Origin of the sequence: Aerococcus sp. HMSC10H05 (assembly GCF_001806975.1) — a bacterium.
Classification (GTDB): Bacteria; Bacillota; Bacilli; order Lactobacillales; family Aerococcaceae; genus Aerococcus; species Aerococcus viridans_B.
Window position 1 is genome coordinate 31314 of sequence record NZ_KV786996.1, and the last position, 14301, is coordinate 45614.

Here is a 14301-nt window from a genome sequence, read left to right on the forward strand (position 1 = left end):
TTTTCTAATTGCTATGTATCTTTATTCAGGTCTCTCTAAAATATAAGGTTCGGTAATATCAGTATATAGGTTACCTGCTAGTCTTGCTACAGGCGCCAAACCATCATAAAGTATGTAACCATTTTCTATATCGTATACAGATTCGTCTAGGTGGTAGTCAGTCACTTCAAGAATAAACATATCGGTGATGATATGTTCATCTCGGTCTCGAATAAGGATGTATTGGTATACCTTGACTTCTAAACGTATTAAAGCATCATGAACACCTGGAACAGTCACACTATTTGAATCAAGGATTTTGATATCTGCTAAAGTGAGTTCACTGACATCAGCAGGTACTTTAGCAGCTGTTGCATTCATTTTATCAATGAATGTTTTGCTAACAATATTTATTACGCCTTCAGGATGATTCAGCAAATTGCGCGCTGTATCCTTAATGGAGAAATCTTCTTTTCTAAGTATAGCCACTGAGATAAGGGGCATTTTTTGCCCAGCTCCGCTAGTAAAAGAAAAAGGTGCCAAATTGATGACACCCGTTTCCTTATTCAAACTAGTAATCCAACCGATTGGTCGCGGAACAATGGCACCAGATAGCAATTTATACTGTAATTTTTCATCAATTTGATTAGCTGCTAAATGATACATTAATAAATGAGCTCCTTTAAACCGGTGTTACACAAACGATTTCGTTAATACTTGTATTGTCAACGTAAGATAGTAAACCACTTGTTTGATTACGAGTGAATAATGAAATTTGTGGTTGGAATTGATGACCAACAATTACAAAGGATTCGTCCGCATTGAAGTTGAAATCGCGTGGGAAATCTCCTTCAGTTGATATGTTTTGGATTTCAGTCAAGCTTTGACCATCTTCAGATACTTCAAAGACAGTGATAGAGTTGTGCCCACGGTTTGAAACATATAAAAATTTATTGTCATGAGAAAGACGGATAGCTGCTGATGAATTGAATTCAGTCCAATCGCTAGGAATTGTGTGATAACGATTACCTGCAATTAAACTACCATCTGATTGAATAGTTAACACTTCCACTGTGTAATCTAATTCACCAAGTAAGTACACAATTGGTTTAGAGTGGTGGAAAGCTAGATGACGTGGACCAGTACCTGGCGCAGCTTTATATACACTCACTTCTGATAATTTATAATCATCAGTTAGCTGGTAAGTATGCACTTCATCCGTTCCCAAATCACAAGAAAGGATGAACTGATGGTCGTTTGTTGGATGAATAAAATGTGCGTGTGCAAAATCTTGGTTTTCATGAGGACCAACAGGTGATGTATGCTGGATCAAATCAGTAAGTGTTAATGTACCATCTTCATTCACTTTGATTACAGCTAATTCGCCTTTTTTATAGTTTGCAACATAAAGTACACTCGTTTCTTCATCATACGTTACATAGCATCCATTTTCGTTGAAAACCTTAATACGATCTTTTAAAGAGAATCGTCCATCAATAATTTCATAATGGGCAACTCCAGGTTCGTCACCATCGCTTAAGGTAAATAGATGTTGTCCATCATTTGATAAACTCATGTAAGTAGGGTTACTTTCTTCAATAATTAATTCACTTGCCTCGAAAGCTTGCTTATCAGCATTAAGCGTTAAGGTATGAATGCCTTTATTGTCTTCTCGCGTATAGCCAGATACATAAATCGTTTCCATAATTAAAATTCCCCTCTTTCTTAAGATAACTTTATTATACAAGAAAACGCTCTTTTTAAAAGTAAAACTAGTTTTACTCTGATTGTATTGGCATATATGAATAAAAATATTTGTTATAATGGACATATGTAATATAGGAGGGGTCGTTATGAAAGATAAATTTCATTCAGAAGAAATACAGGATATGAATAAACAGCAATTAGCTGAAAATAAACGTACTTTTGCCAATTCCTGGTTCTTTAAATATATTTTGAATAACAAATATACTGGCAGCTTAATGATTGGGATTTTAATTGTCATATTTGTGAGCTTGTTTACGCGAGTATCGTATCTTTTAGACCCAGTAATTTCTTTTATTCAATATGTTTCTTTACCGATAGTTGTTGCGGCTATCTTTTATTATTTGACAGTTCCCTTAGTTAATCAAATTGAGAAAAAAGGACTAAATCGAACTTGGGGTTCAGCAATTGTACTTTTATTAATTGCGGTTGTTGTAACAGGGCTATTAGCTTTAATTCCAACGGTAGTAGATGAAGGGCGTAACTTAATTGATAACTGGGATACTATCTGGGCGAATTATCAAAATCGCTTGCAATCATTCATTCATGGTGATTGGTATGATCAAGTGGATCTAGTCTTGCAATCTATTATGGCCAATATACAAGACTTATCATCCTTCAACTGGGAAAGTATTGCAAATTCAGCAATTGCTAGTGTGTCGTCTATAGTGGGTACAGTCACTCGTGTAACTGTTGCTTTATTCACAGCACCAATTATTCTGTACTATATGTTACGTGATGGTCATAAAATGCCAGCATATTTAGCACAATTTTTACCGATAAAAATCCGTAAATCAACCCTAAACCTAATTAGCGATATGAATCTCCAAATTAGCCAATATATACGGGGACAAATTATTGTGGCTATTGCTGTAGCTATTATGTTTGTTCTTGGTTATTCAATTGTTGGTTTACCATATGGGGTTATTATTGGTATTGCCGCTGGATTTTTAAATGTTATTCCTTATATAGGATCTTTTCTAGCTATGATTCCTGCCGTTATTGTGGCTATTGTGATTGGTCCCTATGATGATTGTGAAAGTGTTGGTTATATTTGCAATTGAGCAAACAATTGAGAGTCGAGTCATTTCGCCACAAGTACTCGGGTCAAATATGGCTATTCACCCAGTAACTATTATGCTGCTATTGATTTCAGCAGGAAGTATTTTTGGCGTGGTAGGTGTTGTATTTGTTATTCCAATTTATGCGGTAATCAAAGTCATTCTTAAACACTTCTTCTCGTGGTATAAACGCGTTTCAGGTTTATATGCTGAAGATGAAAGTATCTTGGATGACTTTAATTTTGAGGAGACACCCGGAAAGTAACAATTATTTGTTTATTTAATCAAAAGGGCGTATAATTTTAAGTTGAGGCAATATTCAAATTGTTTGCAATATTAGTTATATAAAGGAGGAATTATATGTGGCGTTTGATTAAACGAATTCCACCGTGGGCGATGTTTGGGGCAGTTGTTTTTGCCTTAACACAAGCCATAGGAGAGTTATTATTACCGACGCAGACTGCTCGCATTATCGATGACGGTGTTGCAGCAGGAGATATGCAAGCTATCTATCGTATTGGTGGGCAGATGATCTTAATTACGATGTTAGTGATTATTTCTGCAGGTATATCTGTATACATTTCAGCACGTACGAGCCAGGACTTGGGTAGAAAATTACGAAATGAAATATATGCTAAAGTTTTACATTTTTCAAAAGAAAATATGGGAGATTATGGCGAGGCATCATTGATTACTCGTTCTTCAAACGACATCCAGCAAGTTGAAGTCACTGTGATGATGATCATGCGGATGGTTTTACTATCTCCAGCGATGTTATTGGCTGCAGTTGTAATGGCGGTGTTAGCCAGTCCTGAATTAAGTTTAGTTTATGCAGTTTCTGGTCCAGTATTGGCCTTTTTAATTTTTATCATTTTACGCATTGTGTCACCTTACTTTAAATCTATGCAACGAAAAGTCGATAATTTAAACCTGATTTTCCGAGAAGGGTTAACTGGTGTACGGGTAGTAAGAGCCTTTAACAAATCTGATTTTGAAGTTAATCGTTTTGCAAAAGCCAATAAAGATTATGCGGATACAGCGATTAAAGCGATGTTCCGGATGTCTTTTTTAATGCCTATCATGACAACGATTTTGTCACTGACTAACATCACCTTATCTTGGCGTGGTGCCCAACTAGTAGCAGCACAAAAATTAAGTGTTGGTGTTATCCTTTCGTTCGTGAACTACTCATTTATTATCATGTTCTCCTTTATGATGTTAGGTATGATTTTTGTAATTTTGCCACGTGCGCAAGTATCAGCCCAACGTATTAATGAGATTTTAGATACAGAAATCACCATCCATTCACCCAAAAATCCCATCACTATTGATCGCCAAACTCCAGGAGAAGTAGCCTTTGAAGATGTTGCCTTCAGATTCGGTAATGCAGAGCATAATGTGGTTGAGGATATCAACTTCCAAATTAAACCAGGTGAAACCTTAGCCATTATTGGGGGGACCGGTTCTGGGAAGACGACAATCGCTAATTTATTATTACGTTTTTCTGATGTAAGTAAGGGTGCAGTTAAAATAAACCATCATGATGTACGTGATTTATCATTGAGTAATCTACGAGACCTTGTCGGATACGTACCGCAAAAAGCGAATCTATTCTCTGGAACAATTCGAGAAAACTTAAAATATGGAAATAGAGAAGCAACAGATGAGGAACTATGGCATGCCTTGCGTATTGCACAATCAGAATCGTTCGTTCGGGAACTACCTGAAGGATTAGATGCTCATGTTGCTCAAGGCGGCAATAACTTCTCTGGTGGTCAAAAGCAAAGGTTATGTATTGCTCGTGCGATTGTAAAACAAGCCAATATCTATCTTTTTGATGATTCATTCTCAGCTCTAGACTACACAACTGACCGTAATCTAAGAGGCGCCTTAAAAGAAGTTACTGAGAATGCTGCTACGATTATTATTGCACAACGAGTGTCAACTATTCGCGATGCGGATACAATCGTTGTTCTTGATAAGGGTGAAATTTCTGGTATTGGTACGCATGATGAACTGATGTCAAACGATATTTACAGAGAAATTGTTGAATCACAAATTAAGGGGGCGGACTAATGGCGAATAATAAAAATGAACTAGCAGGACGCCGTTATAAACCAAAAAACTTTTGGTCAACCTTAGGTCGCTTCATAAAATATATGGCGAGCAGAAAGTGGACTTTCCTACTAATTATCGTCCTTATTATTTTAGCCACGGCATTTCAAATTGTATCACCACGTATTTTAGGTCAAGCGACTACCTTAATTACCGATGGTGTAAGTAATGGTTTACAAAATGTGAATGGTCAAGAAATGTATGTAATTGACTACACAGAATTAGCAAAAATCTTAACAAAAGTGATTGCTTTCTATATGTTAAGTGCTTTATTTAATTTTTTACAAGGGGCTTTACTAAGTCGTACAGCCCAACGTGTTATTGAAGATTTAAGAAATGATATGCGAAAAAAATTAAATCGTTTACCAATTTCATTCTTAGACGCTACACCAAATGGTGAAATCATGTCACGTGCTATCAACGATGTTGAAGCGATTGCTATGTCCTTACAACAAACTTTACAACAAGTTTTAATGTCAAGTACCCAGTTTGTTTCAACTTTAACTATGATGACTTTAATCAGTCCAAAAATGACATTAATTGCGGCTGGTACGATTTTGCTTTCAACGATTGTGATGTTATCTATTACACCAGTGTCACAAAGATTATTCGCTGCACAACAAAGAGTACAAGGGAATATGAACGCATATATTGAAGAAAATTATTCGGGTCAAATTGAGAATAATGCTTTTAATCAAAATGAACGAAAAATTGCCGAATTCGAAGAGAAATCAGCAGAATACTATGCAGTATCTTGGAAAGCCCAATTTATTTCAGGAATCTTAATGCCGTTAATGAACTTAGCTAAAAACTTTGGTTATGTCGCAGTAGCGATTGTCGGTGGTTTTTCAGTAGCTAATGGTGCTATGGTCATTGGGGATGTTCAAGCGATGCTACAATATGCGGGTATCTTATCAGAACCTTTAAAACAAACAGCTAATATGATTAACCAATTACAACGCATGGTGGCGGCTATCGAACGTATTTTCGAGTTTCTTGATGTTGAAGAGATGGCGCAAGTTTCCTCAGGACAACCTGCAATTGAAACGAATTACAAAATGATTTTTGATCACGTACAATTTGGCTACGAGCCGGGAGATGAAAACCTATTAATGACCGATTTCAACTTAACAGTTGAACCAGGCCAAATGGTAGCAATTGTAGGTCCAACTGGAGCTGGTAAATCTACGATTATTAACCTGATTGAACGCTTCTATAATATTTCTGGAGGGTCAATCAAGTACGATGGTGTTGATACTAGAGATATTGATCAAGAAGTGTTACGATCAAGAATGGGTATGGTATTACAAGATACTTGGTTATTTAATGCTTCGATTGCCGATAATATTGCATATGGATCAAATAAAGCGAATGTAAGTCGTGAGGAGGTAGTGCGTGCAGCTAAAGCAGCTCACGTAGATGATTTCGTTCGAACATTACCTGATGGATATGATACGGTTATAAACCAAGATGGATCGAATATTTCACAAGGTCAACGTCAATTAATAACGATTGCCCGTGCATTTATGTCTGATCCAGAAATATTGATTTTGGATGAAGCAACATCATCTATTGATACCCGTACAGAGAAATTAATCCAAAAAGCGATGAATCAATTACTTGAAGGTAGAACATCTTTTGTTGTTGCTCATCGATTATCAACTATTCAAGACGCAGATAATATTATTGTCTTGGACCACGGAGATGTCATCGAGACGGGTAATCACGAAGAATTATTAGCACAGAAAGGATTCTACTACAACTTATACAATTCACAATTTGTAAAAGGGGAAGTTGAATAAAATAATATAGTTAGCAAAAAATGCGATCCGTAAAACTACGGGTCGCATTTTTTGTAAAGGAATAAATAGCCTATTATTCTAGTCGGTACCAACAATTGGTTAGTTGGAAAACCAGTAAAATGATATCTTGTTATGCCAAAAACGATTTTTTCCATCAGGGTTAGCTGTGAGCGTTACTATATTGTTGGAAGCCTAAATTTGAACAACTAATCACACGTTTAACAATTCTTAATAATAGCTGATAGACTTTACCAGATTAGTTTTCTTGTGAGAATCTTGACGCCATATTCTTGATGGCTAAATTGACAATTTCATTGGTTAATTGTTCGTTACGGACTAATAGTGGGCCGTGGAAGTATGACCCAAAGGTATTTTTGTACATTACACCTTCTGTTTGGTCTTCGCCATTGTTACCAAATCCAGTAATAACTTTGCCTAAGGGCTGTGTATTTTCTCCAAGAAAAGTACGACCATTATGGTTTTCATAACCATAGTAAGTTTGACCAAATCTTTCATTTTCAATCACAATATCACCGATAAAGCGGTTATTATCTTGATTTAATGTGTAATGGTCTAAAGCACCAATACCTTCCAATCGCTCACCTGCAGCATTAATGTAGTACTTTCCTAATAATTGGAAACCACCACAAATACCAATTGTCACACCCTCATTTTCAATATATTCAGTCAGGGCTTCTTTTTTTAATTGGATATCTCGAGCAACAATTTTTTGTTCGTAGTCCTGGCCTCCACCAAAGAAGACAAGGTCAAATTTTCTAGGGTCAAACTTGTCGCCAATGGATACCAATTCTGTTTCTACGAGTACATTTTGTTGCTTGGCTGCATGTTGAAGCATCAATAAGTTGCCATTATCACCGTATGTATTCATTAAGTTCCCATAAAGATGGGCGATTTTTAAAGTTTTATCCATTAACTCATGCGCTCCTTCACGTATCCTGACTCGGCTAGTTCTTTTCTAATTGCTAGCATAGCTGTATAAGTTGCTAGGATATAAACTTTTTTGGTAGGGGCTTTCTTAACGGTTTCAATAACTGCATTTGGATTATCCAATTGAATTAATTGGTCTTGGTTAAAGCCAGCAACTACCATACGTTTTGTTAAATCGGCTACTCGAATGCCTGATACATAACTTGCTTCAATATTATCCATTTCTGCTAATTTCTCAAAGTTCCCATCCCAAATCCATGAAACATCTTGACCATCAGCAGGGCGGTCGTTTAGCACTGTGATTAAAGTATAAGGTGCCTTTTCTAAGAGACATAACTCGATAATTTGATTTAAACCTACAGGATTTTTGATTAAGTTGATGCGTAGGTCGTGACTTTCTACATCGATTGCTTCTTGTCGACCAAAAATACGTTTAGCTCCCTGTAAACCTTTAGCAATTGCTTCTTGGCTTACCTCAAAGTAACGACCAAGTGAATAAGCGGATAAGGCATTATATACATTATAAAGGCCGGCAACTGGGATACTATATTGGTATCCATCAATCGTAAATTTAGCTGATTCAGGTGTTAATTCATTGATTTCTTCGACTTGATATGTCAGTTCTGGACGATGAACACCGCAGTTTGGACAGAAGTAATCCCCCAAATTGCTATAAGTAATACTGTGGTAGTGTAGGACATGTTCACAATTTGGGCAGATAACACCATCAGTGTTATTATCTGCTAGGAAATCTTGTGACTGATCTTCAGTATTGAAACCAAAGAATACTTGTTTGTTGTCAACTTTTCGTGAAGAGAAAATCGGTGCATCACCATTTTGCATTAAAATTGCACTTTTCGCTTTAGCTGCACCTTGTAAAATGAAATCATATGTTGTATAAATTTCACCGTATCGGTCCATTTGATCACGGAAAATGTTGGTAGTTAAAATAACTTCTGGTTTAATATGTTCTGTAATATGACGTAAAGATGCTTCGTCCACCTCAAGTACTGCTACCTTATCTTTAGATTTATTAGCTGAATCTTCGATAAATGAAGACACGATACCTTGCAGCATGTTTGAACCAGAATTGTTGGTCATGACATGTTCAAATTTTTGTTTTAAAATATTTACTGTTAAGGCAGTGGTAACTGTTTTACCGTTTGTTCCAGTAATGATTACGACACGATAGTTTTCACCTAAGGTTTTTAAAATATTAGGATCAATCTGTTGTGCAATTTTACCAGGTAAAGAAGTACCACCACTTGTAAATTTCTTTAATAATTGTTGGCTTGTACGCCCAGCAACTGTTGCTAGATGACTCTTAAATTTCATTTTGGCACTCCTCAAATCATTTGTTTTGCGCTATTTAAACGAACGCTCAGTGAGATAATTTTACCATAAGTGCGCAGTTTTCAAAAAAAAAACATGTCATTTAAAAATTCTTTAAACTTTTATCGCAAATCCTCATATATTCTAGGAAATAAAATTGACTAGTAGGGGGAATAAAAGTAAAATAAATAGCTAGTATATTGATATTAAAATTATGGGAGTGTTTGGATGGCTCAGTTATTTTTCCGTTACGGTGCGATGAACAGTGGTAAATCCTTTGAAATCATTAAGGTAGCACATAACTATGAAGAACAAAATAAACATGTCTTGGTGTATACAAGTGGTGTTGATAACCGTGCAGGAGTAGGTAATGTATCTAGTCGTGTGGGGGAAGAGAGAAAAGCACGAGCTATAATGACGGAGACAGATGTGTATGAAGATTTAACGACATATATGCGAGAGAATAATCAAAAGATTTATTGTGTTTTAATTGATGAAGCCCAGTTTTTATCAAAAGAACACATTTATCAATTAGCCCGAATAGTCGACGAACTAGATATACCAGTAATGGCTTTTGGTTTGAAAAATGATTTTTTAAACAACTTGTTTGAAGGTTCTAAATACTTATTGCTGTTGGCTGATAAGATTGAAGAAGTTAAAACGATATGCTGGTTCTGTGCAAAGAAAGCAATTATGAATATGCGTGTGGCAGATGGTAAACCAGTGTATGAGGGTGAACAAGTACAAATTGGTGGAAATGAAGCTTATTATCCTGTTTGTCGTAAACATTATCACCGGCCGCCGTTAAAAGATGGTAAAATTTATATTGAGCGTAACATAAGCGAATAAGATCCCTATCATTTTTCAGAAAAATAGGAGATAAAGTAAGTTTGAATTAAAGTAGTAGAAAAGAGTTGAAAAAATGTTTACAGATCAATTAGATTCATTTATTGCACGCTATGCGGAAGTAACTGAATTAATGAGTGACCCGGATGTCATTAATGATAATCAACGTTTCCGTGCGATTTCAAAAGAAGAAGCTGATTTAAGACCAAAAGTTGAAACATTCAGTCACTATAAAAATGTAATACAAGAAATAGAAGATACTGAGGAATTGTTAGCTGAGTCCTCAGATGATGAAATGACAGAATTAGCGAAAGAAGAATTAAAAGAGTTAAAAGAAGAACGTGAAAGCCTTGAAGAAGAAATTAAACGTTTAATGATTCCTTCTGATCCAAATGATGATAAAAACATCATCATGGAAATTCGTGGGGCAGCTGGTGGAGATGAGGCGCAATTATTTGCCGGTGACCTGTACGAAATGTACAGTCGTTATGCCACAAACCAAGGTTGGCGCGTTGAAGTGGTGGAGTCATCTAGTAACGATATTGGTGGTTTTAAAGAAATTACTTTACAGATTCAAGGTGACAATGTATATTCAAAATTAAAATTTGAATCAGGTGCTCATCGTGTACAACGTGTACCAGATACAGAATCTCAAGGGCGTGTACATACTTCAACTGCAACAGTTGGTGTTATGCCGGAACTAGAAGATATTGATTTTGATTTGGATGATAGCGACATCCGAGTTGATATTTTCCGCGCTTCGGGTGCAGGTGGTCAGCACGTTAACAAAACTTCTTCAGCAGTTCGTTTAACACATGAACCAACAGGCATTGTTGTATCTATGCAAGACCAACGTTCGCAACAACAAAATAGAGAGAAGGCAATGATGATTTTACGTTCACGCGTATATGAAAAGATTGCTTCAGAACAACAAAATGAGTACGATTCTCAACGTAAAAATCTTGTTGGTACAGGAGATCGTTCAGAACGTATTCGTACCTATAATTATCCCCAAAATCGTGTGACTGATCACCGAATCGGTTTAACTATTCAAAAATTAGATCGGATTATGACAGGTGAATTGGACGAAATCGTTGATGCTTTACTATTAGCCGATCAAGCCAATAAGTTAGAGGAGTTAAATGATTAATCAAACGTATTTAGAGGTCCAAATATGGGCCTCTTCTTTTTTAGAAGAAAATCACCAGGAACCAGAAATTGCTTACCATCTATTATTAGATTTAGCAGGTTTTTCTGTGTCAGATTGGGTACTTAAGCAAAATCATACTATGCCTAGCCATTTAAAAGCTGCTTATCAATCAGCTATAAAACGTGTGGTTAACGAAGATTATCCTTGGCAATATTTAGTTGGTAAAGCATGGTTTTACGGTGAACCATTTAAAGTTTCACCAGCAACCCTTATTCCAAGACAAGAAACTGAAGATTTAGTGTCATATATTATCGATTTAATCAATAAGGGGCAGATTGCTAACAATGCACGCGTATTAGATATCGGTACTGGAACTGGTATTATTGCTATCACATTAAAACAACGCTTTCCAAATTTGCAGGTAACAGCTACAGATATCTCTGAAGAAGCCTTATCAATTGCCCAACAAAATGCAGAGGAAAAGCAAATTACTATCGATTTTCGTTTAGGTGATCTTTTTAACCCAGTTATAGGTCAGCAATTTGATCTCATTATTTCAAACCCACCGTATATAGGATTGGATGAAACGAATATGATGTCTAAATCTACTCTATTATTTGAACCAGAACTGGCGCTATTTGCTGAAGAAAATGGCTATCAAATTTATTGGCGTATCTTCGAGCAATTACATCATTACATAGCTAAGCCAGGTTATTTTATCGGTGAGTTTGGTTACCGACAGGGGAATCTGTTAGTTGAAGGTGCTATCAGCCGTCTCAAACTGCCGGATGCTACAGTATCTATTGAGCAGGATTATACAGGTAATGATAGAATTCTTGTTATCCATCATTCGTGATTAGAAATAGTATGATAAAAGTCAAAAGTATTTAATATGAAAGGCGTTATGGCTATATGACAAAAATTATTCAATCTGAAGAAATTGAAATAGGCGCTAAAATGTTACAAGATGGTCAACTGGTGGCATTTCCTACTGAAACTGTTTTTGGTTTAGGCGCAATTGCGAATAATGCTGACGCAGTTAAATCTGTGTATTCAGTAAAGGGGCGACCTAGTGATAATCCATTAATCGTACATATTGCAGACCCTGAAGATATCTTCGATTATATGATTGATGATGATAGTGTCCGACATCATTTAATCGATGATCTTACTAAAGCATTCTGGCCGGGGCCCTTGACCTTAGTTGTACCAGTGAAGCCAAATACATTTCCTAGTGTAGTAACCGGCGGTATGGATACAGTCGGTATACGCTTACCAGATCACGCCACTACAAGAAGTCTTATTCGGGCAACTGGCTTTCCAATCGTTGGCCCTTCAGCAAATATTTCTGGTAAACCTAGTCCAACACAAGTCGCACACGTTATGCATGATTTCGATGGCAGAATTGGCGGTGTTGTAAATGCTGAACCCACACGAATTGGCGTTGAATCTACGGTGTTAGATTTAACGGATCCAAGAGGCTTGGTTATTTTAAGACCTGGTTATATTACGAAATCTATGTTGGGAGCAGTGGTAAAGAATATGCCTATTTATATGGGAGGTACCATTGCAAACAATGCAGAGGAAGCACCAAAAGCACCAGGAATGAAATATATTCATTACAGTCCCGATCAACCAGTTTTAGCTGTTTCCTCTGAAAAGCTAGCGCAAGTGCTATCAGAATTAGCCGATCAGTCGATTAAGGTAGGACTAGCAACTAGTGTACAGAATGTTGAAAAATACAAAACACTAGTGGAGTCAGTAGTATCTCTTGGACCAACGATAGAAACCGCTACACAACAGCTATTTGCTGTCTTAAGAACGTTTGATGAACATAAAAATATCCAACAAATTGTTGTAGAATTGTATCCCGATACCGAAAAAAATGGGGCTTATCGTAATCGTTTGATAAAAGCGAGCTCAACCGTGGTAGAATAAAGTTAGATAATAGAATTGGATTAGGTAGATTCCAAGGAATATTTATCAAATAATAAAGCTGGAGGCAGATGCATGAGTAACGACATTATTTTTGATTTGTTAAACGAGGAAATGGACCGTCAACAACATGGTATTGAATTAATTGCAAGTGAAAACTGGGTTTCGAAGGCTGTACGCCAAGCGCAAGGTTCGATTGCAACTAATAAATATGCTGAAGGATACCCAGGTAAACGTTATTACGGAGGTTGTGAAGTAATTGATAAAATTGAAACGTTAGCGATTGACCGTGCTAAAAAGCTATTTGGTGCTACTTATGCTAATGTTCAACCACATTCAGGATCACAAGCTAATATGGCCGTATATGACGCTTTCTTAGAACCAGGGGATTTAGTCCTAGGTATGAACTTAACTGATGGTGGGCATTTAACTCATGGCTCTCATGTAAATTTTTCAGGTAAGAAATATAACTTTATTGCGTACAACGTAACGAATGATGAAGAATTCATTGATTACGATGAAATTGACCGTCTGGCTAAAGAATATCAACCTAAATTAATTGTAGCGGGTGCATCAGCATACGCACGTACAATTGATTTCGAAAAGATTGCAGCCACTGCTAAAGCTATTGGTGCCTACTTTATGGTAGATATGGCACATATTGCCGGTTTAGTTGCAGCTGGTTTACATCCTAATCCAATTCCATATGCGGATGTAGTAACATCGACAACACACAAAACGCTTCGTGGCCCACGCGGTGGTTTAATCTTATCCGCTAATGCAGACTATGGTAAAAAGATCAATTCCGCGATTTTCCCAGGCATTCAAGGTGGACCATTGGAGCACGTCATTGCAGCAAAGGCTGTTGCTTTTGGTGAAGCTTTACAGGATGATTTTAAAGACTACCAAAAACAAATTATTAAAAATGCAAAAGCTTTTGAAAAAGTTTTCCATGAAGAAGGTATTCCATTAGTATCTGGTGGAACTGATAACCATCTATTATTGCTTAAAGTCATCGGATTTGGTGTTACAGGTGCTGAAATTGAAACAGCCTTGGATGAGGTAGGGATTACTGTAAACAAAAATACCATTCCAAACGAAAGTTTAAGTCCTTTCAAAACAAGTGGTATCCGAATTGGTACACCAGCAATTACTACTCGTGGCTTTAAACAAGCAGAATCGGAACAAGTTGCACGTATGATTGCTAATATTATTAAAAATCCGCATGATGAAGCGGTTCGTGATGATGTTATGGCAAAAGTTGAAACTTTAACGAAAGCATTTCCATTAAACTAAACAATATTTAAGGACTTGACGGCCTAGGTAACTTGCACTAGGCTGTCAAGTCCTATATAATATTTAGGGTTTA

Annotated in this window: 13 protein-coding genes; 9 read left to right on the forward strand and 4 right to left on the reverse strand. The window is 36.5% G+C overall.

The features are described from left to right. Positions 1 to 21: 21 nt before the first annotated feature. Together HMPREF3116_RS07125 and HMPREF3116_RS07130 are read right to left on the reverse strand one after the other, a co-directional pair. Positions 22 to 645 (reverse strand): flavin reductase family protein, encoded by a 624-nt coding sequence (locus HMPREF3116_RS07125; protein ID WP_070468736.1) that lies wholly within the window; start codon positions 643 to 645, stop codon positions 22 to 24. Between the two features lie 16 nt (positions 646 to 661). After that, positions 662 to 1684 carry a lactonase family protein gene (locus HMPREF3116_RS07130; protein ID WP_083272810.1) on the reverse strand — a complete coding sequence of 341 codons (1023 nt, stop codon included), beginning with the start codon at positions 1682 to 1684 and terminating at the stop codon, positions 662 to 664. 148 nt (positions 1685 to 1832) lie between these two features. On the opposite strand from HMPREF3116_RS07130, the gene HMPREF3116_RS07135 reads away from it, so the two are divergent. The 4 genes from HMPREF3116_RS07135 (at position 1833) to HMPREF3116_RS07145 (ending at position 6721) form a co-directional block, all read left to right on the forward strand. Beyond that, positions 1833 to 2807 carry an AI-2E family transporter gene (locus tag HMPREF3116_RS07135; RefSeq protein WP_256365720.1) on the forward strand — a complete coding sequence of 325 codons (975 nt, stop codon included), beginning with the start codon at positions 1833 to 1835 and terminating at the stop codon, positions 2805 to 2807. After that, positions 2770 to 3069 carry an AI-2E family transporter gene (locus tag HMPREF3116_RS09300; RefSeq protein WP_256365721.1) on the forward strand — a complete coding sequence of 100 codons (300 nt, stop codon included), beginning with the start codon at positions 2770 to 2772 and terminating at the stop codon, positions 3067 to 3069. Before HMPREF3116_RS07135 ends, HMPREF3116_RS09300 begins: the two co-directional genes overlap by 38 nt. 95 nt (positions 3070 to 3164) lie before the next feature. Next, the gene (locus HMPREF3116_RS07140) at positions 3165 to 4880 is read left to right on the forward strand and encodes an ABC transporter ATP-binding protein (protein ID WP_070468738.1); all 1716 of its coding nucleotides are present in this window, start codon (positions 3165 to 3167) and stop codon (positions 4878 to 4880) included. Then, positions 4880 to 6721, forward strand: a complete 1842-nt coding sequence (locus tag HMPREF3116_RS07145) for an ABC transporter ATP-binding protein (protein ID WP_070468740.1) — start codon at positions 4880 to 4882, stop codon at positions 6719 to 6721. The genes HMPREF3116_RS07140 and HMPREF3116_RS07145 overlap by 1 nt, the downstream gene beginning before the upstream one ends. 256 nt (positions 6722 to 6977) lie before the next feature. Here the strand turns inward: HMPREF3116_RS07145 and HMPREF3116_RS07150 are convergent, their stop codons facing one another. Then, positions 6978 to 7652 carry a type 1 glutamine amidotransferase gene (locus tag HMPREF3116_RS07150; RefSeq protein WP_070468742.1) on the reverse strand — a complete coding sequence of 225 codons (675 nt, stop codon included), beginning with the start codon at positions 7650 to 7652 and terminating at the stop codon, positions 6978 to 6980. After that, positions 7652 to 9004, reverse strand: coding sequence for a Mur ligase family protein (locus tag HMPREF3116_RS07155; RefSeq protein ID WP_070468744.1), 1353 nt, complete (start codon positions 9002 to 9004; stop codon positions 7652 to 7654). The genes HMPREF3116_RS07150 and HMPREF3116_RS07155 overlap by 1 nt, the downstream gene beginning before the upstream one ends. Before the next feature lie 225 nt (positions 9005 to 9229). Between HMPREF3116_RS07155 and HMPREF3116_RS07160 the strand changes: the two genes are divergently transcribed. The 5 genes from HMPREF3116_RS07160 to glyA all read left to right on the forward strand — a co-directional run bounded on the left by HMPREF3116_RS07160 (position 9230) and on the right by glyA (position 14228). Continuing rightward, on the forward strand, positions 9230 to 9850 hold the full coding sequence (locus tag HMPREF3116_RS07160) for a thymidine kinase (RefSeq protein ID WP_070468746.1): 621 nt from the start codon (positions 9230 to 9232) through the stop codon (positions 9848 to 9850). A 73-nt stretch (positions 9851 to 9923) separates the two neighbouring features. After that, positions 9924 to 10997: a peptide chain release factor 1 gene (gene prfA, locus HMPREF3116_RS07165; protein WP_070468747.1), complete on the forward strand. Its 1074-nt coding sequence runs from the start codon at positions 9924 to 9926 to the stop codon at positions 10995 to 10997. Further along, positions 10990 to 11853 (forward strand): peptide chain release factor N(5)-glutamine methyltransferase, encoded by an 864-nt coding sequence (prmC, locus tag HMPREF3116_RS07170; RefSeq protein WP_070468749.1) that lies wholly within the window; start codon positions 10990 to 10992, stop codon positions 11851 to 11853. The genes prfA and prmC overlap by 8 nt, the downstream gene beginning before the upstream one ends. A gap of 56 nt (positions 11854 to 11909) precedes the next feature. Continuing rightward, a complete protein-coding gene (locus tag HMPREF3116_RS07175) occupies positions 11910 to 12935 on the forward strand; it encodes an L-threonylcarbamoyladenylate synthase (protein ID WP_070468751.1) in 1026 nt (341 codons plus the stop codon). A gap of 72 nt (positions 12936 to 13007) precedes the next feature. Then, on the forward strand, positions 13008 to 14228 hold the full coding sequence (gene glyA, locus HMPREF3116_RS07180) for a serine hydroxymethyltransferase (protein WP_070468752.1): 1221 nt from the start codon (positions 13008 to 13010) through the stop codon (positions 14226 to 14228). Positions 14229 to 14301: the final 73 nt, after the last annotated feature.